General features: G+C 69.3%; 20 protein-coding genes. 7 read left to right on the top strand and 13 right to left on the bottom strand.

Features of this window, described 5'->3' with window-relative positions; translation table 11 throughout:
- Positions 1–24 precede the first annotated feature (24 nt).
- The 9 genes from ACFWHU_RS36620 to eccE all read right to left on the bottom strand — a co-directional run bounded on the left by ACFWHU_RS36620 (position 25) and on the right by eccE (position 13,164).
- Positions 25–1,038 (bottom strand): oligopeptide/dipeptide ABC transporter ATP-binding protein, encoded by a 1,014-nt coding sequence (locus ACFWHU_RS36620; RefSeq protein WP_387230486.1) that lies wholly within the window; start codon positions 1,036–1,038, stop codon positions 25–27.
- Between the two features lie 196 nt (positions 1,039–1,234).
- Positions 1,235–2,353: an ABC transporter ATP-binding protein gene (locus ACFWHU_RS36625; protein WP_385802641.1), complete on the bottom strand. Its 1,119-nt coding sequence runs from the start codon at positions 2,351–2,353 to the stop codon at positions 1,235–1,237.
- Positions 2,350–3,360: an ABC transporter permease gene (locus tag ACFWHU_RS36630; protein WP_387230488.1), complete on the bottom strand. Its 1,011-nt coding sequence runs from the start codon at positions 3,358–3,360 to the stop codon at positions 2,350–2,352. Before ACFWHU_RS36630 ends, ACFWHU_RS36625 begins: the two co-directional genes overlap by 4 nt.
- A complete protein-coding gene (locus ACFWHU_RS36635; protein WP_385802638.1) occupies positions 3,357–4,433 on the bottom strand; it encodes an ABC transporter permease in 1,077 nt (358 codons plus the stop codon). Before ACFWHU_RS36635 ends, ACFWHU_RS36630 begins: the two co-directional genes overlap by 4 nt.
- A 147-nt stretch (positions 4,434–4,580) precedes the next feature.
- Complete coding sequence (locus tag ACFWHU_RS36640; RefSeq protein ID WP_387230490.1) at positions 4,581–6,485, bottom strand: ABC transporter substrate-binding protein; 1,905 nt, start codon at positions 6,483–6,485, stop codon at positions 4,581–4,583.
- A 354-nt stretch (positions 6,486–6,839) separates the two neighbouring features.
- Positions 6,840–10,184 carry an SCO5717 family growth-regulating ATPase gene (locus ACFWHU_RS36645; protein WP_387230492.1) on the bottom strand — a complete coding sequence of 1,115 codons (3,345 nt, stop codon included), beginning with the start codon at positions 10,182–10,184 and terminating at the stop codon, positions 6,840–6,842.
- Positions 10,185–10,652: 468 nt separating this feature from the next.
- Positions 10,653–10,886 (bottom strand): DUF397 domain-containing protein, encoded by a 234-nt coding sequence (locus tag ACFWHU_RS36650; protein ID WP_147878824.1) that lies wholly within the window; start codon positions 10,884–10,886, stop codon positions 10,653–10,655.
- A gap of 212 nt (positions 10,887–11,098) precedes the next feature.
- Positions 11,099–11,797 carry a hypothetical protein gene (locus tag ACFWHU_RS36655; RefSeq protein ID WP_385802632.1) on the bottom strand — a complete coding sequence of 233 codons (699 nt, stop codon included), beginning with the start codon at positions 11,795–11,797 and terminating at the stop codon, positions 11,099–11,101.
- A complete protein-coding gene (eccE, locus tag ACFWHU_RS36660; protein ID WP_385802630.1) occupies positions 11,794–13,164 on the bottom strand; it encodes a type VII secretion protein EccE in 1,371 nt (456 codons plus the stop codon). Before eccE ends, ACFWHU_RS36655 begins: the two co-directional genes overlap by 4 nt.
- Before the next feature lie 180 nt (positions 13,165–13,344).
- Between eccE and eccB the strand changes: the two genes are divergently transcribed.
- The 7 genes from eccB to ACFWHU_RS36695 all read left to right on the top strand — a co-directional run bounded on the left by eccB (position 13,345) and on the right by ACFWHU_RS36695 (position 20,830).
- Positions 13,345–14,871, top strand: coding sequence for a type VII secretion protein EccB (gene eccB, locus ACFWHU_RS36665; protein ID WP_387230494.1), 1,527 nt, complete (start codon positions 13,345–13,347; stop codon positions 14,869–14,871).
- A gap of 115 nt (positions 14,872–14,986) precedes the next feature.
- On the top strand, positions 14,987–16,231 hold the full coding sequence (mycP, locus tag ACFWHU_RS36670) for a type VII secretion-associated serine protease mycosin (RefSeq protein WP_387230517.1): 1,245 nt from the start codon (positions 14,987–14,989) through the stop codon (positions 16,229–16,231).
- A gap of 231 nt (positions 16,232–16,462) precedes the next feature.
- Positions 16,463–16,903: a hypothetical protein gene (locus ACFWHU_RS36675; protein ID WP_387230496.1), complete on the top strand. Its 441-nt coding sequence runs from the start codon at positions 16,463–16,465 to the stop codon at positions 16,901–16,903.
- A 6-nt stretch (positions 16,904–16,909) separates the two neighbouring features.
- Positions 16,910–18,688: a hypothetical protein gene (locus ACFWHU_RS36680; RefSeq protein ID WP_387230498.1), complete on the top strand. Its 1,779-nt coding sequence runs from the start codon at positions 16,910–16,912 to the stop codon at positions 18,686–18,688.
- Positions 18,689–18,714: 26 nt separating this feature from the next.
- A complete protein-coding gene (locus tag ACFWHU_RS36685) occupies positions 18,715–20,016 on the top strand; it encodes a S8 family serine peptidase (protein ID WP_387230500.1) in 1,302 nt (433 codons plus the stop codon).
- 75 nt (positions 20,017–20,091) lie between these two features.
- Entirely contained in the window at positions 20,092–20,454 is a 363-nt protein-coding gene (locus ACFWHU_RS36690; RefSeq protein ID WP_385802620.1) for a WXG100 family type VII secretion target, read from the top strand.
- A 76-nt stretch (positions 20,455–20,530) separates the two neighbouring features.
- Positions 20,531–20,830: a WXG100 family type VII secretion target gene (locus ACFWHU_RS36695; protein WP_381793613.1), complete on the top strand. Its 300-nt coding sequence runs from the start codon at positions 20,531–20,533 to the stop codon at positions 20,828–20,830.
- A gap of 127 nt (positions 20,831–20,957) precedes the next feature.
- Here the strand turns inward: ACFWHU_RS36695 and ACFWHU_RS36700 are convergent, their stop codons facing one another.
- The 4 genes from ACFWHU_RS36700 to ACFWHU_RS36715 all read right to left on the bottom strand — a co-directional run bounded on the left by ACFWHU_RS36700 (position 20,958) and on the right by ACFWHU_RS36715 (position 24,889).
- Positions 20,958–21,518 carry a hypothetical protein gene (locus tag ACFWHU_RS36700; RefSeq protein WP_387230502.1) on the bottom strand — a complete coding sequence of 187 codons (561 nt, stop codon included), beginning with the start codon at positions 21,516–21,518 and terminating at the stop codon, positions 20,958–20,960.
- A gap of 182 nt (positions 21,519–21,700) precedes the next feature.
- On the bottom strand, positions 21,701–23,977 hold the full coding sequence (locus ACFWHU_RS36705) for a hypothetical protein (RefSeq protein WP_385802616.1): 2,277 nt from the start codon (positions 23,975–23,977) through the stop codon (positions 21,701–21,703).
- 22 nt (positions 23,978–23,999) lie between these two features.
- Positions 24,000–24,497 carry a hypothetical protein gene (locus tag ACFWHU_RS36710; RefSeq protein ID WP_385802614.1) on the bottom strand — a complete coding sequence of 166 codons (498 nt, stop codon included), beginning with the start codon at positions 24,495–24,497 and terminating at the stop codon, positions 24,000–24,002.
- 161 nt (positions 24,498–24,658) lie between these two features.
- Positions 24,659–24,889 (bottom strand): hypothetical protein, encoded by a 231-nt coding sequence (locus ACFWHU_RS36715; protein ID WP_387230504.1) that lies wholly within the window; start codon positions 24,887–24,889, stop codon positions 24,659–24,661.
- Between the last annotated feature and the right edge of the window lie 43 nt (positions 24,890–24,932).

Consider the following 24,932-nt stretch of genomic DNA (forward strand, 5'->3'; position numbering starts at 1 on the left):
TTGGGGACGGGCCGGGTGTGTGGCTCAGAGCACCTTTTCGCTCTCCGCGGCGGCTGGGGCGGCCGCGGCCCAGTGACAGGCGACCTGGGTGGTGTCACCGCCCGCCAGTATCGGCAGCGCTTCCGTTCGGCACCTGTCGGCGACCCCGGCGCGTTCCGCCTCGCCGGAGGCGAGGATCTGGCACCGCGCGTGGAAACGACAGCCGCCAGGGATGCGCGACGGGTCCGGCGGCTCGCCCGCCAGCACGACTGGTTCGGCACCGGACTCCGGCAGCACCGACAACAGCGCCTGTGTGTACGGATGCTGCGGGGATGTCAGTACCTGCTCGACCGGCCCCGTCTCCACAATCCGCCCCAGATACATCACGGCCACCCGGTCGGCGATGTTCCACGCGAGCCCCAGGTCGTGTGTCACGACCAGCGCGGACAGCCCGAGTTCGTCGCGGAGCGACAGCAGCAGCGCCAGGATCTCGCCCCGTACGGAGGCGTCCAGCGACGCCACTGGCTCGTCGGCGACGATCAGTTCGGGCTTCAGGACCAGCGCGCCCGCGATCACGACGCGCTGACGCTGGCCGCCCGACAACTCGTGCGGATAGCGCAGGAAGAACCGCTCCGGCGGCCGGAGCCCGGCGCGGGACAGCGCCTCGGCGACGGCCTCGCGTTCGTCGCCCTTGTACCGGTGGATGCGCAGGCCCTCGGCCACCGCGTCGTACACCGTGTGCCGCGGGTTCAGCGAACCGCTCGGGTCCTGGAGTACGAGCTGGACGCGCTTGCGGTATGCCTTGAGGGCGGCAGACTGGTAGCCCAGGGGGGCTCCGCCGAAGGTGATGCCGCCCGTCGTCGGCGGCAGCAGACCGAGCAGCGTCCGCGCCAGCGTGGTCTTGCCGCAGCCCGATTCGCCGACCAGGGCGACGATCTCGCCCCCGCCGATGTCGAGATCGACGCCGTCGACGGCCCGTGCCGTCGGTGCGCCGCGCCGCCCGGGGAACGTGACATGCAGCCCCGTGGCCGAGAGCAGAGGCGTGGGCGTGGTGGTCATGACTGGCTCCTGAGGAGTGGCCGCCCGGCGGCCGTACGAGCGGGACGGTGCGGGCACGGCGTCGACCGCGCGGTCGACGGTGCCGTCTGCGGGCGTCGGGCCCCGCCGCCCCGTACGGTGCGGCCGACGGCCCCGTACGCCGCGTGCCGCGCCGCACGGGGCACCGGAGCGACCGCCCCGTCGGGGCGTAGGGACGTCATGGTCGGAGTTCCGTGGGCGCTGCGGACAGCTGCGCGGGTACGGCCGCACCCACGTGTACGCACGCCGCGTGCCGGCCCGGCCCCGCGTCCCGCAGCGGCTGGTCCTCCCGCGCGCACTCCTCCAGCGCGACGGGGCAGCGCGGATGGAACGTACACCCCGACGGCAGCGACGAGGGGTCGGGCGGATCGCCCGGCAGGCCGCGCGGGGCGCGCCTTGAGGCGGGGTCTCCGATCCGGGGGAACGCCGCTGAGAGCGCCCGGCTGTACGGGTGCTCGGCGGCGTCGTACACCGACTTCGCCGGACCCTCCTCGACGATCCGCCCCGCGTACATCACGGCGAGCCGGTCACAGGTGTCGGAGAGCACCGCCAGGTCGTGGCTGATCATCAGCAGGCTGATGTCCTGGTCGGCGACCAACTGCTCGATGAGCCGCAGGATTTGGGCCTGGATCATCACGTCGAGTGCCGTCGTAGGCTCGTCCGCGACGATGAGCCGGGGATCGCAGGCCAGCGCCATCGCGATCATCACGCGTTGCCGTTGCCCGCCGGACAGTTCGTGCGGATAGGCGTCGGCGCGGGAGGCGGGCAGCCCGACCTGTTCCAGCAGTTCCACGGTTCGCCTGCGCGCGGCGGCGGGCGTCGCGCCGCGGTGCAGCAGCACCGGTTCGGCGATCTGGTCGCCGATCCGGTGCACGGCGTTGAGGGAGTGCATGGCGCCCTGGAAGACGATCGAGGCCCCGGCCCAGCGCACGGCGCGCAGCCTGCCCCACTTCATGGTGAGCACGTCCTCACCGTCGAGCAGGACCTGGCCGGTCAGCTTCGCGGACGCGGGAAGCAGTCGGAGCAGGGCCAGCGCCAGGGTGGACTTGCCGCAGCCGGACTCGCCCGCGATGCCGAGTTTGCGGCCCGATTCGAGGACGAGGTCGACGCCCCGTACGGCGGGGACGGCGGAGGGCCCCGTACCGTACGTGACCCGCAGATCCTTGATCTCCAGCAGACTCGACGCCGGCCTCGTCTCTGCCCGAGGCTCAGCCCGAGGCTCTGACTGCGGTTCTGACTGCCGTTCCGACCGCGGATCCGGCTCCGGTGCCTTCGATGTCTTCGGCGTATCGGTCAACGGGACACCCCAAGCTTCGGGTTGAGCACGGCCTCGATTGCACGGCCGCAGAGTGTGAAGGCGAGCGCGACGAGCGCGATCGCGATACCGGGGGGCGCCAGATACCACCAGTGCCCTGAGGACACGGCGCCCGCCTCGCGGGCGTCCTGGAGCATGCCTCCCCAGGAGACGACGGAGGGGTCGCCGAGCCCGAGGAACGCGAGCGTGGCCTCCGTCAGGATCGCCGTGGAGATTCCGAGCGTCGTCTGGGCGAGGACCAGCGGCATCACGTTGGGCAGTACGTGGCGCGTCATGACGTGGCTGTGCCCGCCGCCGAGCGCCCGTGCCCGCTCGATGTACGGGCGTGACTCGACGGCGATGGTCTGCGCGCGCACCAGACGTGCCGTCGTCGGCCAGGAGGTCACCCCGATCGCCAGGATGACCGTCCAGATGCTGCGCGACATCACCGTCGCCAGCACGATCGCCAGCACCAGCGCCGGCATCACCAGGAACCAGTCGGTCACCCGCATGGTCACCGTCGCGAACCAGCCACCGAAGTGCCCGGAGATGATGCCGACGAAGGTGCCGATGGCCACCGACAGCGCGGCGGCGAGGAGCCCGACGATCAGGGAGATACGCGCGCCCCAGATCAGCAGGCCGAGCAGCGACCGGCCGAACTGGTCCGTGCCGAGCGGGAATTCACCGCTCGGGCTCTCCAGGGCCGTTCCCGGCGCGTCGGTGACGCTCTGCACGTCGCCGCCGATGAACAGCGGCGACGTCAGCGCGATCAGTGCGATGACCGCGAGGCCGGCGAGACCGAGGAGGCCGGCACGGTGCGCGCGGTACTGGCGCCAGAAGCGGGACACGGAGGCGCGCCGTCGCGCCCACACGAGCGACGAGGCGGACCGCGCCGCGGACCCTCCGGCTGGTGAGGTCGGCGCGGCAGGGGTCGGCGTCTGCGCCCCGGCCCCCGGCTCCGCGGGCTCCTCGGACTCCGGGGGATTCGGCGGCGTCTTGTCGATGGTCATCGGCCCACCCGGGGGTCGAGCAGCGGATACAACAGGTCGGCCAGGAGGTTCATCAGGATCATCGCTCCCGCGAAGACCACGAACAGCCCTTGCACGACGGGCAGATCAGGCACGCTCAGCGCCTGGTAGAACAGCCCGCCGAGGCCCGGCCACGAGAAGACCGTCTCGACGAGGATCGAACCGGCGGCAACGTGGCCCAAGTTGATGAAAATCATCGTGACCGTCGGCAGCATGGCGTTCGGTACGGCGTGCCGACGGCGTACGAGATCGTCCCGCAGTCCCTTGGCCCGCGCCGTCGTCAGATAGTCGCTGCCCATCTCGTCCAGCAGTGACGAGCGCATCACGAGCAGCGTCTGCGCGTAGCCGACCGCGACCAGCGTCACCACCGGCAGCACCATGTGGTGCGCCACGTCGAGCACATACGCGAAGCCGGTCTCGTTGCCCGACTCCATCCCGCCGCTGGGGAACATCCCGGGAATCGGCCCGATGCCCACCGAGAACACGATGATCATCAGCAGTCCCAGCCAGAACGACGGCACGGACCAGAGAGTCAGTGCCACGCCGGTGTTGATCCGGTCGCCGAGCCCGCCGTGGCGCCACGCGGAGCGCGTACCGAGCCACAGGCCGAGCGTCGAATAGATCAGCACGGCGACGCCCGTCAGCAGCAGCGTCGCGGGCACCTTCTCGGCGATCAGCTCGCCGACAGGGGCGTGGAACTGGTACGAGATCCCCAGATCGCCCGTCAGCGCCTTCGCGCAGTACTCCGTGAACTGCTGCCACATCGGCAGATCGAGTCCGAACTGCTTGCGCAGCGTGGCCATCTGCTCCAGCGACGTCGGCTTGCCGTGGGTCATGGCCTTGACCGGGTCGCCGGGGATGATCCGGAACAGGAAGAAGCTCGTGACGAGGACGGCGAACAGCGAGACGGCCGCGCCGCCCAGCTTGCCCGCCACGTACAGCAGATAGCCGGTCCTGTGTCCCGTGGCGCGGGTGCGGGGGCCGCCGGACGGCCCGGTCTTCACCGGGTCGTCGACGGCGTCCCGCACTACACCGGGGGTGCTTGCGGTGCTCATACGGTGTCTTTCCGGGGAAGCCTCCCGGACCCCCTGTTCGCGGTCGTGTGCACGGTCCTGATGCCGTTCCCGGCGCCGTTCCTGGTCTTGGACCCGGCCTCGTTCCCGGCCCCGGTCCCGATCGCCGTCGCGGCCGTCCTCACCGCCCTACTCACGGTCCTCGGAGGTGGAGCGGCGCCGCATCACGAAGAAGAGCCCGAGTGCCGCCACGAACACCACGGCCACGCCGATCCCGACCATCGTGCCGGTGGACGAGCCGCTTTCGGAACTCGCCTCGCCGGTCCCGCCGGCCGGTACGGCCGACCACCAGCTCCAGTAGCCGTCCTGGCCCCAGATGTTGCCGGCGGCCTCGGGCATGGTCGTGATGGACTTGATCTGGTCCGTACGGTACGCCTCGACGGCGTTCGGGTAGGCCATGACATTCATGTACCCGGTGTCGTACAGACGCGACTGGATCTGCTTGACCAGGTCGGTGCGCTTGGCGGTGTCGTACTCGACCGACTGCTTCGCGTACAGGTCGTCGTACTTCTTGTCGCAGATGAAGTTGTCCGTCGCGCCGGAGGCGTCGGCCGTGGCGGGCAGGGCGTCGCAGGTGTGGATCGACAGGACGTAGTCGGGGTCGGGGTTGACCGACCAGCCGTCGAAGGCGAGGTCGTAGTTGCCCGCGAGCCACGGGTCGGAGACGTTGTCCAGGCACTCGACCTTGAGACCGATGCCGAGGTCGCCCCACCACTCCTGGAGGTACTTGCCGACGGCCTTGTCGTTCGGGTCGGTGGCGTGGCAGAGGATACGGAAGTCGAGCGGCTTGCCGTCCTTGCCGACGCGCTTGCCGCTGCCGTTCTTCTTGTAGCCGGCCTTGTCGAGGAGCGCCGCGGCCTTCGCCGGGTCGTAGCCGATTGTCTGGGCGCCCGACGGCTGCCAGAAATACGAGTCGAAGCGCGGCGGGATGTAGCCCTGCCCCTCCACCGCGTGGCCCTGGAAGACCTTGTCGACGATCGTCTTGCGGTCGACGGCGTGGAACAGCGCCTTGCGGACGTCCGGGTCGAGCAGCGCCTTGTGGCCGTTGCCGAAGGACTTGCCGTCCTTCGCCTTCGCGCCCGGGTTGGTGGCGAGCGCGAAGAAGCGGCGTCCGGGGGCGTCGTTGACCTTGATGTTGTCGGCGCTGCCCAGCGCTGCGGCCTGGGCCGGTGTCAGGCCGGCGACGAACGAGACCTCGCCCTTCTGGAGGGCGGCGACCGCGGCGTCCTTGTCCTTGTAGTACCTGAAGACCAGCTCGTCGAACTTCGGCGCGCCGCGCCAGAAGTCCTTGTTCGGCTTCAGCCGGAGGTACTGGTCGACCTTGAAGTCCTCAATGACGTAGGGGCCGTTGCCCACGATCGGGAACTTCTTGTCGTTGTTGAACTTGGAGAAGTCGCCGACCTTCTCCCAGACGTGCTTGGGCACGATCGGCACGTCCAGCGCCGTCATCGTCGCCTGCGGCTTCTTGAGTTCGATGACGAGCTTCGTGGGCTCCGGTGCGGTGACCTTCTTGAAGTTCGACGTGAAGCTGCCGTTCGCCGTGGCGGCGTTCGGGTCCGTCATCATCTTGTTGAAGGTCCAGGCCGCGTCCTCCGCGGTGGCCTGCTTGCCGTCGGACCACTTGGAGTCACCGCGGATGGTGAAGGTCCACGTCAACTTGTCCGCCGACGGCGTCCACTTGGTGGCGAAGCCCGGGACGGTGCGGGCGTCCTTGGCGTCGTAGTTGGTCAGGTACTCGTACGTCAGCCGGTGCACGCTGGTGGCGACGAGGGTCTGCGCCAGGAACGGGCTCAACGAGTCGATGCTCTGGTCGACGGCGACCGTGAGGACCTTCTTGCCGTCGGCCGCCGCCGGGGCGTTCACGGCGTTCGGCGCCGCCTGGGCCTGCGGCGCCGCGGGCAGCAGCGGACTCAGGGGGATCACAGAACCGGCCACCATCGCAGTGGCAGCGGCACCGGAGGCCAGGAAGAGACGGAATCGGGAGCGTTGCCGGGTGGGCTGCCGCGTCGTACGCGGTGGAATCCTTGTGACCATGGGTCGTGACCTCGCGTCATCACTCGCACGGAGAAACAGAGAACAACAGAGCGGTAGAGCAACGGAGAAGTAGGTAAGCAGCAAAACGGGGCGGAAGTTGGCGGGTTGAACGGATGGTCGGGGCCGCCGCCGGTCCGAGCGGTCACTCGAAGCGGTGGCTTGAATCGGTTGCCTTCGTCGGCTGCGGGCGGTGACTGGGTTGACTACAGCTCACCAACTGGTGAAGCGAAGGTTTATCAGCGCTGGTCGGGCCACGTCAACGGGCGTCGAAACCCCGTGTGGGCTGCGGGAATGCGATGAGGGTCCGCACCGTGAAGACGGTGCGGACCCTCATTGGTCTAATCCTCTGTCGCCTTACTGCTGAGGCGCTGACGGAGCCTGCGGAGGCTCCTGCTGCGGCCATCCGGCGGGCGGAACCGGACCCTGCAACTCCGGCTGTCCCGACTGGCCCGGTTGACCGGGCTGCCCCGGTTGCGCGGGCTGCTGGTGCGGCGGCTGCGCGCCGGGGTACTGGCCCGGCGGGAGCCCGGCCGGGGCGCCGGACGACTGCGCCTGCGAGGGCAGCGACTGCTGCCAGCCCTGCTGCTGCGGATAGGGCTGCTGCGGGTAGTACTGCTGACCGGGGCCGGAAGGCTGCTGGCCCGGGGCGCCGGGCTGACCCGGGGCCTGCCCGGACGCCTGTCCGGGGACGTGGTGGCCGGGCGCCTGGCCGTGCCCGTACTGCCCCGGAGCCTGCGGCTGCTGCCCGTAAGGCGGCTGCCCCGGCGCCTGCTGGCCGGCCGCGTACTGGCCGGGCTGTCCCTGCTGCTGGCCCTGGTGTCCCGGCATCGGCGGTGCGAGGTGCGGCGGCGGGTTGCCGTCCGCCGTCCACAGCCCCTGCTGCTGCTGGGCGCGTACGAAGTCCTCGGCGATCAACGCGGACAGGTTGAAGTACGCGTCGCGGGTCTTCGGCCGCATCATGTCGAGGTCGACCTCGGCACCCGCCGACAGGTGTTCGTCGAACGGCACCACGACGACGCCGCGGCAACGCGTCTGGAAATGCTGCACGATGTCGTCGACCTTGATCATCTTGCCGGTCTCGCGCACGCCGGAGATGACGGTGATGGATCGCTGCACCAGATCCGCGTACCCGTGGGCCGAAAGCCAGTCCAGCGTCGTCGACGCGCTGCTCGCCCCGTCGACCGACGGGGTCGAGATGATGATCAACTGGTCCGCCAGGTCCAGCACTCCACGCATCGCGCTGTAGAGGAGACCGGTGCCCGAGTCGGTGAGGATGATCGGGTACTGCTTGCCGAGCACCTCGATCGCGCGCCGGTAGTCCTCGTCGTTGAACGTCGTGGAGACCGCCGGGTCCACGTCGTTGGCGATGATCTCCAGCCCGGACGGTGCCTGCGAGGTGAACCGGCGGATGTCCATGTACGAGTTGAGGTACGGGATCGCCTGCACCAGGTCCCGGATCGTCGCCCCGGTCTCACGGCGCACCCGGCGGCCGAGCGTGCCGGCGTCGGGGTTGGCGTCGATCGCCAGGATCTTGTCCTGCCGCTCCGTGGCCAGCGTGGAACCGAGGGCGGTGGTGGTGGTCGTCTTGCCGACGCCGCCCTTGAGGCTGATGACCGCGATGCGGTAGCAGGAGAGCACCGGCGTACGGATCAGTTCGAGCTTGCGCTGCCGCTCCGCCTCCTCCTTCTTCGCGCCGAGCTTGAAGCGGGAGGCGCCGGAGGGGTTGCGGCTGCTCTTGGCCTTCGGCTTGTTGTTGCGCAGGAGGCGGTCCGAGGACAGCTCGACGGCGGCGGTGTAGCCGAGCGGCGCACCAGGCACCGAACGTTCGCGCTGGTCGTGCGCCATCGCCGTCGGCCAGCCCCCGCCGGAGCGCGGGTCCATGGGCGGCGCGCCGGGCGCGGACCCCGGTGCGGCACCGGGGCCGGCCCCGTGCACGCCGCCGGGCGCGTTGCCCTGTGCGGGCTGCTGGTACGGCTGTTGCTGCTGGGCAGGCAGATTGGGCGTCGGTGAAGCCGGAGCCGGCAGGTTCGGCGGCTGTGACTGCTGCGCCTGCGCGGGCGGCATCTGAGGAGTCTGGGGTGCCTGCGGCGGCTGCTGGGCGGGCACGTACGGGGCGGACTGCGGCGGCTGGCCCGGCTGTCCGGGCTGGGGGAAACCGTAGCCCGGCTGCGGGCCCTGGTGCCTCGGCTGACCGGGCTGACCCTGTTGTCCTGGCTGCTGGGGAAAGCCGTAACCGCTCTGTGCGTACGGGGCGTGTGGACCCGAGTTGGCGGGCGCGGGCCCGCCCGGCTGGCCCGGCTGCGGGAATCCGTAGCCGCTCTGCTGCGCCGTCGCGGCGGGAGTCGTCGGTGTGGCGGGCGCGGCGGGCGTCGCCCAGGGGGACGCGGCCGGGGGCAACTGGGGCTGCTGCTGCTGCTGGTGGTGGGCGGGCGCGGGTGTGATCGCGGGCGGCTGCGACTGCCCCTGGGACACCGACTGCGACTGAGACGGCGCGGGGCGCTCGGCGGGCCACTGCGGCGCGGGGGCCGGAGCGGCCGGCTGGAAGGCGGGCGGCAGCGGGGGCAGCCCGGAGTCCGGACCGGCCGGAGCCGGGGACCACGGCAGTGCGGGGGCGGGCGGGGTCGTCGGCGTGCTCAACGGGGGAGCGGCGTCGGAGGGCTCGTCCGACGGCACTGAGTCGGCCGGCTCATCGACCGCGTCGGCCGGCTCGTCTCGGCGGTCCTGGACCTCGTCCGAGAGGTCCGCACCGACCACGGCGTCGCTGACGTCCGCCGGTTCCCCGGAGTTGACGTCGAAGTCGGCGTCGTCGCGGTCCGAGTGGGATTCGGAGTCGGTTGACGAATCCGGGCGCCCCGAAGGCGCGTCGACGGCGGAGTCGGCAGACCCGGTCGGGTAGCTCCCGCCCGTGTCTCCGTCCGCGTCGTCGTCGCTGCCCCGTACATCGTCCTTGTCGGCTTCGCCCTCGCTCTGCCTGCCGTCCTTGCTGTCTGTGTCGTCCTCGCCGTGGCTCTCGTCCTCGTCGGAACGAAGACCGAGCCCCGTACTCACACCGACACCCGCCCCGTCCTGCTCATCCTCCGCCGAGGACCCGGCAGGAGCGGCGTCGTCAGTCCTGTCGACCGCCCCGTCAGCGGCCCCGTCGGCACCCGCGTCCGTGTCGGCGTCGGCGTCCGCTTCGCTCTTGGCGGTCTCCGCAGCCTGCTTGGCGGCGTCGATCTCCGCGATCTCGCGCTTCAGCGCGGCGGGGGAGAAGCGCATGGTCGCCCCGCTCTCCAGATCCCCGGCGCCGAACGGCTGCGCGAAAGGCTCCGACGCGGCGGAATCGTCGGCCGCGGAGGGGGAGGGCGCCACGGGAGGAGGCGCCGACGGCAGCACCGGGTCGACGGACGGCGCCAGGGGCGCGCTCTGTGCGGGGATCGGCGGCGGAGGCTGTCGGTGCGGCCAGTTCGGCTCGTACCCACTGCCCGCCGGCAGTCCCGGCACGGCCACCGGAGCCCCGTTCGGAGGCGGTGGCGGAGGGGTGGAGCTCCGTGAGCCCGCCCCGTCGCCCGACGTGTCCCCGGAGGCGTTCTGCGTGTACCAGGCCGGCGGGGTGTAGTCGATGGTGAACTCACCCGTCATCTCGGCGGGCTCCGCGTCGGACTGATCATCGACGGGAGTGTTCCAGTCCCCACGGATCTCGTCCCGATCGCCGTTCACTTTGCCTCCTGGTGTGGTCGAGCACCCTTGTGCCGTGTTGGGTGGGGGCGACCGTTGTCACTCGATCAGCCCGGCTCTACCCGTTGGGACGCTCCCGGCATGCCTGCGGGTTCTCGTGCGCCCCGACCCACCCTAATCGCCCGCGAGCCCGCTCCGGCAGGCCCGCCCGCCGGTCATCCGCCGCCCCGTACGACGCCCCTTGCCCCCCGGTGGTTCGGGTGCGGCAGACGGTCAGGAAGACGGTGGGGTGAATCATGACAACAGCACAGAAATGCTTGCCCGTTCACTCCGCCTCGGGCACGAGTCAACAATCCGGTATCGGCGTCCGGATGCGGTCCGGTATGGGTGATTGCGTCTTGGAGCGCCCGGACGGAGAGGATCCGCCGTCTCTGTCCGCTCTCTTCTCAAGGAGGTGGCGTGGTGCCCTACTTAAGGAGTTCCGTCGGCGGCGGTCTGTCGCGGAGGCCTCTACTGGAGGTCGAACTCCCCGTCGCGCGCGCCCAGTACGAACGCCCGCCACTCCGCCTCGGTGTACCGCAGCACGGTGTCGGGATCCAAGGACGACCGCATCGCCACCGCCCCGCCGGGCAGATGCGCGATCTCGACCCGCTCCTCGTCCTCGCTCGTGCCCGGGGCGCTCAGCCACTCGACGTCAGAGATGTCGAGGGCGTACAACTCGTCCTTCTCCTGCGCGGTCCCCATCGGTCAGGCCTTTCCTTCGACAACTGCTGAGTTGAACGGTCACCACGCACAGGTGGAGACAGACAGGCCCACCGACGCGTGCTCCTACGGATCCTAGATCCGCACGCTACGTCCGGTCCGGCGATTCCCGTCCGGTCACTCGCCCGGGGACCCGCGCCGTACGCCCCGGCTGCCGAGGACTCCGGGCCTGGCCGCCCGCCCCGTACGACGGCTCAGTCCATCCTGCGGGCTGTGCCCAGCAGTCCCGACTCGGCGTCCGTGGGGCTCGTCATCACCCAGTGCCGCTCGCGCCCGGCGCACCACAGGGTGACGCCGTCGGCCAGCGTCGGCAGCGCATCGCTCTCCGCCTGCGACAGCCCGAGGATCCGGCCGATCTGCTCGGCCTCGCGCGGCGACACCCGTTGCACACCCACCAGCGTCGAGTTCCGCATCAACCGGGGCGCGACGGGGCTCAGATACGGCAGCAGAGTCAGCACCGACTGCCACGGAGCCGACACCACACGGCCACGGGGCGGCCGCATGCCCGCGTCCCGTACGACCACCACCGGGCTGCCCACCGTCGGGCCCTGGGGCGGCACCCGACCCACGTCGTGCAGGGTGATGCACTCCAGGCCCGCGCCTGCGGCCTGAGCCAGCAGCGTCCAGGCCTGGGCGCGCCCCGTCTCGACGACCACGCGCGCCCCGGTGCCCGCCGCGCGCAGCGCGATCACCTGCGCCGTCCAGAGGCCGCCGATCAGCAGGACGTCGTACGGCGCGGAGCGGTGGAACCCCACCATCTGGGGGTGCCCCTCGGCGTCGTCACCGATCACCACGCCGTCGTCCCCGACCGGCAGCGAGAGCGCGCCGAGTTCGTCGGCGGGCATGGTGTGACCCGCGTGCCGCGGGCCGAGCAGCGTACGCAGCCCGCTCATCGGGCGCCTCCCAGCGGAAGTGTGGCCAGGGCCCCGGGCAGTTGCTCACGGTCGAGACGTACGAGGCCGACCTTCGCCGACCGTGCGGCCTGCTCCAACAGCCGCCGCACACCCACCAGTTCGGTGTCGCTGCCGCCGGTGATCCGGACGTGGCCGTTCACCGTCATGGCTCCCAGACGGCTGCCACGCCGCAGGGTGAGGCTGAAGGTCGTCGCGTATGCCGGGGTGGCGGTTAGCAGCGACACCAGCTTGGGCAGCGGAGCGGCACCGCGCCCCAACTCGGGCCAGCGGCCCACCGCGTACGTCGTGTGCCACCTGTCGTCGCACCGCCACACGCGCGCCGTCTCGGCCGTGCGCCGCGTCGGGGCGGCGTCAGGACGTCCGGCGTGGGCGGCCTGTGCGGGGCTGGCGCAGGCCGACGTCGCGATGGTGGAGTTCAGCTCCTCCTGGTCCAGTACGACGGCCCGGAACCCAGCTCCGGTGATCCGGCTCGCCACGTGGTCCGCCACTCGTACGAGGCAACGTTGGGCGCCTTCGACGCCGCCCCCGCGCGCGTCCACCGCCTCCCGGCACAGCTCGGGATCGAGCTTCACCGCGACCCACGTCAGCCGCAGGGCCGGGGCGCCGGTCTTCTCCTGAAGAGGTACGTACGAGAGCCGGGCCACCGACTGCTGTGGCAGGTGCGGCGCCGGCGCGGAACGCACCTGCTGCACCAACTGGACCGACTCCAGCTTGATGTCGTCGACCTCCAGGGCGCCGCCCAGGAGGGAGAGCGGCAGCGCCCGCGCGCCGAAGGCGGGCCGCAGCGCGGACCCGCTCGCCTCGACCCGTACGACGGCCGTCAGGAAGCTCCCGTCGCCGAGCATCCCGACGGTACGGCGGTCGCGGTCGACGTACGTGTACGGGCGCAGCGCCGGGACGGCCTCCGCGACCGGGGCCAGCGACGGATCGACGTCCACCGCGGCGGGCCCGGCGGCCCGCTCGCGCGCACGGAGGGAGAGGACGGTCGAGAGCCAGTCCTGAACGGCATGGCCACGGCGACGCAGGACGGCGAAGAGGACCAGCACGCTGGCGGCGGCGATCGTGGGCACCATCCACAACCCGCCGAGCGCGACGCCGGCGGCGGCCAGTGCGAGCGCCACCTCGACGAGCACCAACTGCCGTAGCTGGAACGGGCCGACGTGGCTGGTGCGGGAGAGGGCTCGCAGGGTGGTCGTCGCGGGGACACGCGGCGCCGTGACGGCCGCCGGGGATGTCTGAGCAGGGCCGTTGCCTGGGGCGTTGCGACGTTGCCGGCGGGAAGACCGGGAAGGACCTGGGGGCTGTCCGGAAGTCCGCCCATTGCGCTCGCGCGTCGCCGTACCCATCCCCGCGTTGCCCCCTCTGTCCGAAATGGCCATTTCCCCATGGGCGGTTGACCGGGCGATCACCCTACCTGAGCAGTGGGGCGTGATCGCCAGCATGCATAGTAGGGGGCCGGAACGACGGCAACCCTCTGTAAGAGAAGGGGGCCTGGCCGCGCAGTGGGGGAGAGGGACAGCGGACAGATGGCATCACGACGGGACGAACTCAACGCCTACACCTTCGCGAAGCGAAGGCTGATCGCGCAGTTCGTGCGGCCGAACTCGACCGGCTCCGAGGAGGGTGCGCCCCGTCCGCTGCGCGGGGTGGTGCCGGGGATGATCGTCGCCGTGGTCATCCTCGCGGTCTTCGGCGCCTGGGGGATGTTCAAACCGGTGGCACCCAAGCAGTGGGACACGCCGGGCGAGAACGTCATCATCGCGAGCAAGTCCACCACCCGTTACGTGGTGTTGAAGACCGGCAAGAAGGTTCAGCTCCACCCGGTTCTGAACATGTCGTCGGCCAAACTCCTCCTCGACGCGGACAAGGGCAAGGTCATCAACGTCGACGAGTCCGTGCTCGACAACGGCAAGATCCCGCACGGTGCCACTCTCGGCATTCCGTACGCCCCCGACCGGCTGCCCGACGCCAAAGAGGCCGGCGCCGCGAAGCGCTGGGCGGTCTGCGAGCGCCCCGGGGAGGGCGGCCGGGCCATCGAGAAGGCCACGTTCGTCTTCGCGGAGCGTGAGCAGAAGAAGACCGAGGGCGCGAACCGGCTGACCGGCGGCGAGCTGATGTATGTGGAAGGGCCCGACGAGACCCGCTACATCGTGGACCGGGCCGGCAAGGCCTACGAGACCGCCGAGGACGAACTGCTGCTCCGCCAGCTCGTCGGAGACAACCGTGAGCCCCAGCGCGTCTCCGCGGCGTGGCTGGACACGCTGCACGAGGGAGACCCGGTCGACTTCCCCGAGATCGACGGAACTCCCGGCGCGGAGGCGGGTGTCGGGGGCGACCTGGATCCCGAGCTCGACAAGATCGGCACGATCCTCGGCGCGACGGACGGAACCAGGAACCAGAAGTACGTCGTCCTGGAGGGCCGGGTCGCCCCCATCACCGACTTCACCGCGAAGCTGCTGCTCAACAGCCGCGACCTGATCGGCCTGGACCAGGACGGCGAGGCGACCTCCGTCAGTGCCGCGACCTTCCAGCCCGGCGCCCCGTTCGGGGAGAAGAAGAACTGGCCGGCGAGCAGCCCCGACGCGGTCAACTCCGCGAGCACGTCGGAGGGAAGCCGTAACACCGTGTGCAACGTCTTGCGGGAGGTGGACGCGGACAGCGGCGACACGACGCTCAGCACTTGGGCGGGCACCGGCTTCCCGGCGGGCCTGGCCACCGGAGCCACGAGCGCGTACGTCACCCCCGGATCCGGGCAACTGTTCCGCCAGTTCACGGGTGGCACGACCAAGTCCGGTTTCCTTTTCCTGGTCACGGACACCGGCCTGCGGTACGCGATGCAGTCCAACGGCGACAGCGCGACGGACGACTCGGGGATCGGCGAATCCGGCTCCGAGAAGGAGAAGGAACAGCGCAAGACGGAGGCGCAGCAGGCGCAGAACAGGTTCGGCTACCAGAACGTGGACGCGGCGCCGATGCCCGCCTCCTGGTCCGCCTTCCTGCCGACGGGGCCGCGTCTGTCGACCGGGGCCGCGCGTCAGCCGCAGGGCTCATGAGGGCGGGGCAGCCATGACAGACACGGACAGCCGCACTCGTACGCGCCGCTACGGTCGCACGCGCCCCGGCGCGAGCACGCTCAGGCCCAACTCCTCACCCATGTACCGCGAGTTGATGGCGACGACGGTGTCACGAGCGACGGCGACGGCGACCGCCGTGGCCACCGCCGCCCTCGCGCTCGTGACGCTGTCGGCACCCACCGCGAGCGCGGACACGGGGCAGTGCTCCTTCCCCGGAGAGAAGTACGAGGGCCGCCCGTGGGCCCTGCAACGTGTCCTGCTGGACGAGCTGTGGAAGCAGTCCACCGGCGAGAACGTGAAGGTCGCGGTCATCGACACAGGCGTCGACATCAAGAACCCGCAGCTCGCCAAGGCGGTGGACGTCGGCAGCGGCCTCAACCTGATCCCCCCGAACGCCAAGGACGACAACGGGAACAAGCTGGAACGCGGCAAGGCGAACGGCACCACCGACGAGGTGGGCCACGGCACCAAGGTCGCCGGCATCATCGCCGCACGCCCCGCCGATGGAACAGGTTTCGTCGGCCTCGCGCCCGACGCCACGATCATTCCGATCCAGCAGAACGACGCGTTCGGCAACGGCACCGCCGAATCGCTCGCCAGAGCCATCGACCACGCGGTCGAGCAAGAGGCCGACGTCATCAACATCTCTCAGGACACGGCGGACGCCGTGGAGCCCGCACCGGCGTTGAAGCAGGCGGTGGACGACGCCCTCGCGGCGGAGGTCGTGGTCGTCGCCTCGGCGGGCAACGACGGCCTGGACGGCAAGGCCAAGGAGACGTACCCCGCCTCGTACGACGGCGTGCTGGCCGTGGCCGCGTCCGACCGGAACAACGAACGCGCGTCGTTCTCGCAGTCGGGCGAGTTCGTCGGCATCGCGGCGCCGGGGGTCGACATGGTCACGACCGTCCCCGGAGGCGGCCACTGCGCGGACAACGGCACCAGCTTCTCCGCCCCGTACGTCGCGGGAATCGCCGCTCTGATCAAGAGCAAGCACGACGGGTGGACGCAGAAGCAGATCGTCGCGCAGATCCAGCAGACGGCGGAGCGCTCGATCCCGGGCCGTGACCGCCTGGTCGGCTGGGGAGTGGTGGACCCGGTCCGCGCGCTGACCGAGGATGACAAGCCCGTCGAGGAACCGGTGGCACACGAAGGAGTGACCCGGGCCGAAGCACCGACCCCGGCCGAGATCCACCTCGGCGAAACGGCCGAGGAACGCAATTCCCGGCTCGCGACCTACGTCGTCGTCGGGGGCGTCGTACTGGTGGCGGCGATCACGGGCGGTTCGGTGGCTCTGCGCGATTCAAGGCGCCGGGCGCGGCGGGTTGAGGAGAGTCTGTGAACGGGGTGAGTGGGTTCGGTGGGACGGGCGAAGGCTCCGTCGCTCAATCAAGTCGCGTGACCGACAACCCACTTAGAGGTGTCCGAGCAAGTAGCTAGAGTGGTCGCGAGCGATCACCGAGTGTACGTAGAAACGACCGGTTCGCAGCGATCGCGACGCAGGACAGCGGAAGCAAACGGGGAGGAACGGGCATCGTGCCTGAGTCGGTGGGTGGCATGAGCGGGGGCTCTGATGGCGAGTGAACTTGAGCGCGGCGTAGGGGCGTTGAAGAAGTTCCAGGGTCAGGTCAATACGCTGCTCGCGACCTTTGAGAGCGGCGCGGCAGGCAAGGGCGAGATCGCGGCGCAGGGTGTGCCGCGATCGTCGTTCAGCGGCCCTGGTCAGTTCGACGAGGCCGAGGGTTTCTCGAAGCAGTACGACCGGGTGCACACGTCGCTCATCTCCTTGTCCAAGTCCCTCGCGGACCAGATAGAGCTGCTGAGCATCGGAGTTCACGCGGCCGATGTCGGCTACGACAACGTCGAGGAAGACCAGCGATACCGCTTCCACACGATCCAGACGCGCTTGGAGGAGCAGCGCGAGGAACGGGAGAAGCGGGAGAGGCAGGACAAGGGCGAGGCACCCGCCGCGCCGCGCCAGGACGCCACCAGCGGTACGAAGGACTTGGGGTGACGAGACATGAGTGACGACAAGAAACCGCCGCTCTCTCCCCAGGAGCAGCAGCAGAACGAAGACGCCGCCCGGATCCAGACGGAGTTCGGCACGACGGACGCCGTTGAGCGCGCGGCGACAGCCATGGGCGGGCTCTTCTTCGGCAACTTCGGGGGCTTCTTCGGCAGAACGAGCTTCGAAGAGCGCGGCCTCAACGACATGCTCGACCTGCTGGACGGCGCGACCCCCTCGGACCTGGTGAGTGCCGGCGAGAGCCTCGAAAAGGCCAAGAAGAGTCTGAATGAAGCCGCGCAGGAACTCAGCGACTTCGTCAAGACCACGGACTGGCACGGCGTGGCAGCCACCGAGTTCCAGAGCTACGGCCTGGCCCTGGCGGGGTACGCCTGGGACCTGGGTTCGTTCGCGAACGTCGTCGGCACCCAGATGAAGGTGGCGGGAGAAGGCCTGACTTCGGTCCGTAGCGCCAAGCCGCCGCGTGACAACCGGGCCGACCCCAGGCGTCCCAGGGACTTCCCGGTCTCGGAACAGCGGGAGGACAACCCGGAGTACAAGCGGGCCGTTCAGGCGGAGGAGAACCGCCAGGAGGCCATCAACCAGATGAACCGCCTGGCGTCGTTCTACGCGGTGTCGGAGCAGTCGCTGGCGGGGGCGAAGGAGCCGGAGCTGCCGAAGATGCTCAACGCGGCGGTGCCGCAGCCGCAGTGGGGCAACTGGATCGGTGATTCCGTTTCGGGAGACTCCGGCGGCACGGGCGCGCTGGATTCGTCGCATCAGCAGTCGAGTGCCGTACGAGCCGACGCCGGTGGTACGGGGGGCATCCCCCGTACTGGTACCGACGGTTTGGTCACACAGGACCCGATCCCGAGCACATCGATGGAGATCGACAGCGTCAACACGCTGCCGCCCACCACGACGGGTCCCGGTCCCGCGCAGCCTCCCACGGCGCCTGTCGGACCAAGCTCAGGAAACAACCACGTCCCACCACCGCTGGGGCCCAATCTCGGTCCTCCCATACGTGGTGGCGGTCCTCGTTCCGGTCCCCCGCTTGCGCCGAGGGGTGGAGGCCCAGGGCCGGTCTCCAACGCGAAAACAAGTACTGGAGGTGGCGGCCGTCAGGGCCCCGTGGGGCGCCCGACCCCGATGGGCGGCGGTACCAACTCGGGCTCCCAGTCGGGCAGGGGCCCGGTCGGCAGGCCGACGACAGCCATGGGCCCCGGCGCGGGACGCGGCGGTGGCACGGGTGCAACCCGGAGCCCCATGGTCGGTCGACCGAGCGCCGGGGGGCCGCCCATGGGCGGCCGTTCCGGTTCCGGCTCTTCCTCCGGGCCCCCCCGTACGGGCCGTGCCAACGGCATCGTAGGGGGCACGCCGCAACGCACCTCCGGCGGCGGCCCAGGCGCCTCCGGGTCGCGCATTCCCAAGGGGAATGTCATCGGAGGTCCGGGTGGCACAACACCGGGCCGCCCGTCATCGGCAGCGCGTCCCAGCCAGTCCGGTGTCGTGGGGTCGGGGCCCGCGAAGGGCGCCGTGCGGCCTACGGGACGAGGCATGCCCAGCTCCAACAATGGTGTCGTGGGCACTCCGCGGAGCGGTGGCACGCCCCCCAGGTCGGGTGCCGGCGGATTCACGACCGGCGGCTCCGGGCTGTCCGGTGACCGACACGGTCAGCAGTCCCGCGACGAGGAGCCGGAGCGCACCGGACAGTCGCGACCGGAGCCCCGGGCGGACGACGCAGAGACACGGGCGGGTCGGCGGCGTGGTGCCGTACCGCCCGTCATCGACTAGGCACAGCGGAAGGTTCGGAAGTCGGGATGACGGCAGGAATGAGCCAGGTCCGGAAGCGTTCCGGGTCGTACGGCTTTCGGCGCGGCCCGCTGTTCGCGGTGGCCGTGATCGGGGCCTCGGCGATGGTCATGGTCGGTGCTGCCCCGGCGGCGGTTGCCGAGGACACGCAGTCGAAGCAGTGGTACCTGGATGCCATGCGTGCCGAGGAGATCTGGAAGTCGACCACGGGCGAAGGGATCAAGATCGCCCTGATTGACACCGGCGTCAACGCGTCGACTCCGTCGCTCAAGGGGCAGGTGCTGAAGGGTCTCGATGTCACGGAGACAGATGGGACGACGAACGACTACGACGGGCATGGGACCAGCATGGCCGAGCTCATCGCTGGAACAGGCGCGGGCGGAGGACTGAAGGGCCTGGCCCCCGGAGCCGAGATCATCCCAATGCGGATTGCCAACAAGGAGTTCGAAGAGAAGCACAAGTCCAAGACTTTCGACAACGCACGCGCCATCCGTGCGGCGGCCGACAGCGATGCAAAGATCATCAACGTGTCGGGCGGCAGCGAGTTCCTTAGCTCTCAAGAAAAGGAGGCAGTGGAGTACGCCTATGGGAAGGGCAAGTTGTTCTTCGCTGCAGTCGGCAACACTGGCCACAAGGACAATAAGCCCGGCTATCCTGCAAACTATCCCGAGGTAGTCGGCGTCGCCGCCTCTGACAGCGACGGCGAGGTAGCCGACACCTCCCAGCACGGCGACTTCGTCGACATCGCGGCCCCCGGCATCGACACGCCGTTCTGGTGCGACGAGACGTTCTCCAAGTACTGCGTGGGTAATGGTGGAACAAGTACAGCCACCGCCCTCGCCTCCGCCTCCGCCGCCCTCATCTGGTCCGCCAACCCCGACTGGACCGCGAACCAGGTCCTGCGGGTCATGTTCGAGTCCGCGGGCCGTGGTGACGACTGGAAGCCCGGCACCGTCAGCAACTACCTCGGCCACGGCATCGTCCGGCCCAACGCGGCCATCAACCGTGGCATCGGCAAGCCCGGTGATCCGGACGTCAGCCCGCTGACCAACGAGAGGACGACGGCCGGCGGTTCCTCGGACGCCGGCGCCCCCTCGAAGGGCTCGGCGGACGGCTCCGCCTCCTCCCCGCCCAAGCCTGGCGCCGACGGCACGAAGGACACGGGGACGGGCCCGGACGCAGACACGGCCAACGCCTCGAAGGACACCGGCGACGACAGCCAGTTGGGGCTGATCCTCGGCGGAGCCGCGCTCGTCGCCGTGCTCGCCGGAGGCGCCTTCGCCGTCGTACGCAGACGCCGCAGCGCGTGATCGCGCGGCTCAGACCACTCACCGAAGCACAAGCACACACGCAGTAACGAGCAGAAACGAAAGGGAGACTGACATATGGCAGTCCAGAAGGTCGGCGATCAGAGTCTCAAGGACTTCCAGGACGAGATCACGGTCAAGTTCGAGGACGTCAAGGGACAGCTGAAGAACCTCCAGGGCGTCATCGACAGCCTGGAGGGTGCCTGGAAGGGCATCGGCGCGAGCGCCTTCGACGCGAAGCAGGCCGAGATCAACTCGGGCATGGTCCGCATCGCGAAGATGCTGCTCAACTTCCAGGAAGCGATCCAGGTCACCCGTACGACCGCGGGCAACACCGAGGACGAGGTCTACGCGGCCCTCAACGGTGTCGACGTGACCGCCGGCTTCTCCGGCGACAGCGCCGCGACGGCCAAGGCGACGTCGAACATCAACGGCTACTGACGGACCGGCGATCAGCCACTTCGTACGTACCGCGCACCGCACACACATACCGCACTGACAGGAAACAGGAGGACTCGTGGCTCAGCAGAACGACGGCACCATGGTCGTGACCTACGGCTCGCTGGAGCAGGCCGCCGGGGTCATCGAGAAGCAGGCCGCCCGGCTCGACGAGAGTCTTGAGGCCATCCAGACGAAGATCCGCGGCGTCTCCGCGACCTTCGAGGGTGAGGCCAAGACCGCGGCGGACGCTGCCCACAAGAAGTGGGACAACGAGACGCGCATGATCCACAACGCGCTCAAGGACATCGCCCGCAAGGTTCGCGAGGCCGGCCCGACCTACCAGGCGGGCGACAAGAAGTCCGCCGGCTACTTCTAGGAACTTCCTGGAAGCGACCGGCAGTTGCGGCGACAGGGGGGCACGCGCGGGAGGTGCCCCCCTTTGCCGTGTCTACGTACGGGGCAGCGCGTCAGGCACTTGCGCCGACGCCGTACGCGTACGCCCGTCAGATGTCGATCTCACACCCGTCCCCCGACGGAGCTGCTTTCGTGTACGCCTCGACCATCTTCAGTACCGCCGAGGCGTCCGCCGAGTCACCGCTGACCCGCACCGTCGCGTAGAGGTCTCCGTCGACATCCTTGTCGATCTCGGACGAGTCCTCGCACCGGATCAGACCGGCTCCGCCCTTGCCCGAGTAGCTGTACCGCTTGTCGGCGCTGACCTTGTCGTCGGGGTCCGCGCCGATCGTCTTCGAGGCGATCTCCGCGACGGGGGTGTCGGCCTCGTACCACTCGATGGACGTCGACAGTGCGACCTTGTCGTCCACCGACACGTAGCAGCGCTTGACGCCGCTCGCCGTCTTTGACCTCTCGGAGACTTTCTCTCCCTCGGGCAGCAAGGGATCCAGTATCTCCGCCGGCACTGCCACGCCGCAGACCGCCTGCGGCGTCTCGTACTCCTTCGTCGATTCCGAACATGAGGCGATCAGCAGCACGAACGAAAGCGCGCCCAGGCTCGCGACGAGCCGACGACACGTGGCGTGGGGGATGTTCTCACGGCTTTTCATGCGGTCCCTTGCTAGTCCCTTGGTCTGAGTGGCGGTCAGGAGCAACCGCGGCCACGTCAACGGTGCCAGTACGGCCGCGGCTACGACCACGGCAACACCGAGCCACGGCAACACCGGGCCACGACTACGGCCGCGGCCACGGCGGCGGCCGAGACCGCAACCGTGGCCGCAGCCCGTACCCACTACGTGGGAATCTCGGTCTCCAGGTCGTCCGCCATCCTGCGCGCCGCGGTCGACGCGTCGTCGAAGCCGTCGGTGGTGCCGATACGGGTCCACTCCTGAATCCGCTCGGCGTCAGGGTGGTTGTGCGCCTTCGCGGCCTCTTCGCCGGCGACCCTGGTCATGTCGGTCTGAGCGTCCTTGCTGGCTTCCCAGCGGAGCCCGACGTCGTGGCCGACGCCCGCCAGATTCTGCGGATCGGTGTCCTTGAAGAACTGTTCGAGTACGACCCCGGTCACCGTGCCCGCGGCCCCGCCCACCGCCGCGCCGACGACGGGGCTGGCGATGAACGACGTACCGACACCGACGCCCAGGCCGACGAGGCCCGAGATCGTGTTCTTCTTCTGGTTCGTCGCGTGCTCGAAGTCGTCGTCCTTCGCCTTCGCATCGCCCAGGACGGCTTCCTGGCGGCCGATGGCGAGGGTTCCCTCGACCTCTCCCGACCGCCGCGCGATCTCCTTGACCGTTTCCTCCGCGGAGTGCGGATAACGGCTGTCGGCGGGGAGATCCGGGTTGAGGTGGTAGTCCATCAGCCCGGCCATGTACGCCTTCTGGCCGACCTCGATCGCGGCGTAGCCCTCCGGGTTCTGGCCCACCGTCGCCAGGAAGCGGGTGACGTCCGTGTGCTGCATGTCCGCCGCCGCGCCGGCGATCGGGAAGAGCTTCGGCACGCTCTCGTTGCTCTCGCCGCCGTCCGCGGTGGCGCGGTTGATGTCCGGCAGGTACTCCGAGGCTATCTGGCCCACGCTGTCCGACATGAAGGCGTTGTCCTTCAGGCGGTTCGGGTCCTCCGAGATGGAGGTCACGAGGCTCTCCATGAGCTTCGCCTGCTCCGGGTTGTGCGGCGGGGTGTCGACCGTCGGCAGTTCGCCCGCCGGGTGCCCCGTCGTGGCCGCTTCCAGAGCCATCGCCAGGTTGTTCCGGCCGGAGATGCTGTCCTCGCCGTCCTTGTCGCGCTCCGGCGGCCAGTCGCGCTCCTCGAAGAGGTAGTCGAAGTTGGAGAGTGAGTCCTTGACTTCCTTTCCGTCTTCGTTCTTCGTCTTGAAGTCGTGATCCTCGTCCTTCGACAGGAACGGGTCGTTGAAGAAATCCGTGGCGGCGTCGGGGCTGTTCGACAGCGCCTTCAGATAACCGATCATGGGGTCCGAGCCGGAGTCCTCGCCGGTGCGATTGAGATTCGGGTCCATACCCATGTGGGTCCAGACCGTCGCCCCGTGACGGCCGTTGCTGGTGGCCGCCTTCTCGGTCTCCATGAGTTCCGTGCCGTAGCTCTTCAGGAACTGGTCGTCGAAGTTGCCCCAGCGCATCAGGTTGCTCATTACCTGGAAGCCGTGCGTGGTGCTGTTCTTGTTGATGGGCTGGCTTCCGAGATCCGTCATCTCGTACGTCCACCGGCGCATTTCCGGCGTGTCCGCCTGAGTTGCGGTGGCGAGCGTGAGGCTGAGGTTCTTCTGCAGATCGCCGAGCTGTTCATGACGGTCCATGTACAAACGGCTGTTGCTGTGCGGATCCGTGATACCCGCCCAGAACTCCAGCGTCCCCTTGGGGCCCAACTGCTCGGCGAAGCGCTCGCTGAAGAGTTCGTCGCCCGAGTACTTCTTCAGGCCCGCGTTGAGCGCGTCGAACTCCTTGACCGTGAGGTCTTCCGGGTTCTTCTTCGCGAGACGGGCCAGATTCTCGGCTTCCTTGATCGCGTTGGCCGCCGAATCACGGTCCGCGTACTTCTGTCCCGAGAAGCCGTAGTCGGTGAGATCGACGAGAGCCTTGAGCGAGGTGGCCGCCGTGTTGTCCATCTCCGTCGCCGTGTCGAGAATTCCCTGAAGCTCGTCGCGCAGCGCGTCGACGTCCTTCTGGCCGTTCGCGGGCTTCGGGTCGGGATTCGGAGTGACGGTGAAGCCGCTGCCCGCCGGCTTGACGGACATGTGATTGCCCCGGCCGCGCTCGATGGCTTCCTTGAGCAGTCGCTGCTGGGTCTTCAACTCACCCTGGGTGTCGCGCATGATGTTGCGGATCGACTCGGCCTGGGTGTACGCGTCGTTGAACTCCTCGGCGGTCTTGCCGATGAACTCACGCGACACCGTGGCGTTGTAGCCGGTCCAGTTGGCCTTGTTCGCCTTGCCGCGGAGCCCGTCCTTGGCGTCGCTCTTGAGATCGGTGAGTTTGGTGAGCATCTTCGTCCAGTCGCTGACCGTGGTGTCGAGCGACGTGAAACTGGCGGAGTGAAGGGCTTCGAAATCCATGAGTCTGTTCCTTTAGTCCTTCTCAGTCCTTCGAATCTTTCTTGCCCTCGCCGTAGACCTCGTTCTTCTCACCCGGCTGGGACCACTGCTCGTCGAAGCCCGCATCCAGAGTGGAGATGCTGCTCACATGGCGCTCGATGAAGATTTCGTCGCCCTCATGTGCTTTCTTCGTGAAGTCCATGTGGTTCGAAATGAGCGCGCACGCGTCCATGAGGGAACCGAGCTGTCGGTCCCAGCGCAGCGACACATGACTCAGAGCGCCGCCGAGCGCGAAACCCTGCCCCTTCAGATCACTGCCGGCCGTGTCGGTGCTGGTGACCCGCGCCTCTTCCCACAGCCGGTTGTACAGCTTGAACGCCTCGTCACCGATCGCCGCCAAGTCCTTCTGGTCGACGGTGAGATCACCGGTCGGACCGCCCGCGTTGGGCCGGTCCTCCTCCGGGATTCCGTTCAGCTGCATCTGCGCCGACCCGCTGTCCGCCGCTGACGCCTTCAGCTGGTCCCATTCGTCCCATGCCATCTGGGATTCCTTCCCCCGTGCTCGCTGATGGATTTCACCATTCCGGATCAACCTATTAATGCGCGCCGATCACACGCAAGTGCGGTCCGTCGCGACCGCGTTCAGCCTGGGCAAGCTCTCCCGTACGCCCATCTCCAGGCTTCTCATGCCGCGCCCGGCCCTCACTCCATCCCCGCCGGCCGGAACATCTCCACCGCCTGCCACCCCAGGAACAGCGCCAGCCCTATCAGGGCGAGCTTCCGCCCCCGGATCAGCCCGTCCGACGGTTCGTGGGCCGCCGGGTTGTCGAAGCGTCTCGCCTGGAAGCGCCACCACGCCTTCCGCTGGTCCACGAACGCCAGCCCCAGGAACAGCACCGCGAAGAACGCCGCGAAGACACCCGCCCCCGTCATCGGCCCGTCACCATGCCCAGGCCCGCTCCTACGCCCGCCCCCG

The sequence above is a fragment of the Streptomyces sp. NPDC060366 genome (assembly GCF_042725135.1).
Lineage (GTDB): Bacteria > Actinomycetota > Actinomycetes > Streptomycetales > Streptomycetaceae > Streptomyces.

Bases quoted from the DNA above. Each gene is read 5' to 3' on its own strand.
- ACFWHU_RS36620 (WP_387230486.1), bottom strand. From the start codon at position 1,038: ATGACCACCACGCCCACGCCTCTGCTCTCGGCCACGGGGCTGCATGTC.
- ACFWHU_RS36630 (WP_387230488.1), bottom strand. From the start codon at position 3,360: ATGACCATCGACAAGACGCCGCCGAATCCCCCGGAGTCCGAGGAGCCC.
- ACFWHU_RS36635 (WP_385802638.1), bottom strand. From the start codon at position 4,433: ATGAGCACCGCAAGCACCCCCGGTGTAGTGCGGGACGCCGTCGACGAC.
- ACFWHU_RS36640 (WP_387230490.1), bottom strand. From the start codon at position 6,485: ATGGTCACAAGGATTCCACCGCGTACGACGCGGCAGCCCACCCGGCAA.
- ACFWHU_RS36650 (WP_147878824.1), bottom strand. From the start codon at position 10,886: ATGGGGACCGCGCAGGAGAAGGACGAGTTGTACGCCCTCGACATCTCT.
- ACFWHU_RS36655 (WP_385802632.1), bottom strand. From the start codon at position 11,797: ATGAGCGGGCTGCGTACGCTGCTCGGCCCGCGGCACGCGGGTCACACC.
- eccE (WP_385802630.1), bottom strand. From the start codon at position 13,164: ATGGGTACGGCGACGCGCGAGCGCAATGGGCGGACTTCCGGACAGCCC.
- eccB (WP_387230494.1), top strand. From the start codon at position 13,345: ATGGCATCACGACGGGACGAACTCAACGCCTACACCTTCGCGAAGCGA.
- mycP (WP_387230517.1), top strand. From the start codon at position 14,987: ATGGCGACGACGGTGTCACGAGCGACGGCGACGGCGACCGCCGTGGCC.
- ACFWHU_RS36675 (WP_387230496.1), top strand. From the start codon at position 16,463: ATGGCGAGTGAACTTGAGCGCGGCGTAGGGGCGTTGAAGAAGTTCCAG.
- ACFWHU_RS36680 (WP_387230498.1), top strand. From the start codon at position 16,910: ATGAGTGACGACAAGAAACCGCCGCTCTCTCCCCAGGAGCAGCAGCAG.
- ACFWHU_RS36685 (WP_387230500.1), top strand. From the start codon at position 18,715: ATGACGGCAGGAATGAGCCAGGTCCGGAAGCGTTCCGGGTCGTACGGC.
- ACFWHU_RS36690 (WP_385802620.1), top strand. From the start codon at position 20,092: ATGGCAGTCCAGAAGGTCGGCGATCAGAGTCTCAAGGACTTCCAGGAC.
- ACFWHU_RS36700 (WP_387230502.1), bottom strand. From the start codon at position 21,518: ATGAAAAGCCGTGAGAACATCCCCCACGCCACGTGTCGTCGGCTCGTC.
- ACFWHU_RS36705 (WP_385802616.1), bottom strand. From the start codon at position 23,977: ATGGATTTCGAAGCCCTTCACTCCGCCAGTTTCACGTCGCTCGACACC.
- ACFWHU_RS36710 (WP_385802614.1), bottom strand. From the start codon at position 24,497: ATGGCATGGGACGAATGGGACCAGCTGAAGGCGTCAGCGGCGGACAGC.
- ACFWHU_RS36715 (WP_387230504.1), bottom strand. From the start codon at position 24,889: ATGACGGGGGCGGGTGTCTTCGCGGCGTTCTTCGCGGTGCTGTTCCTG.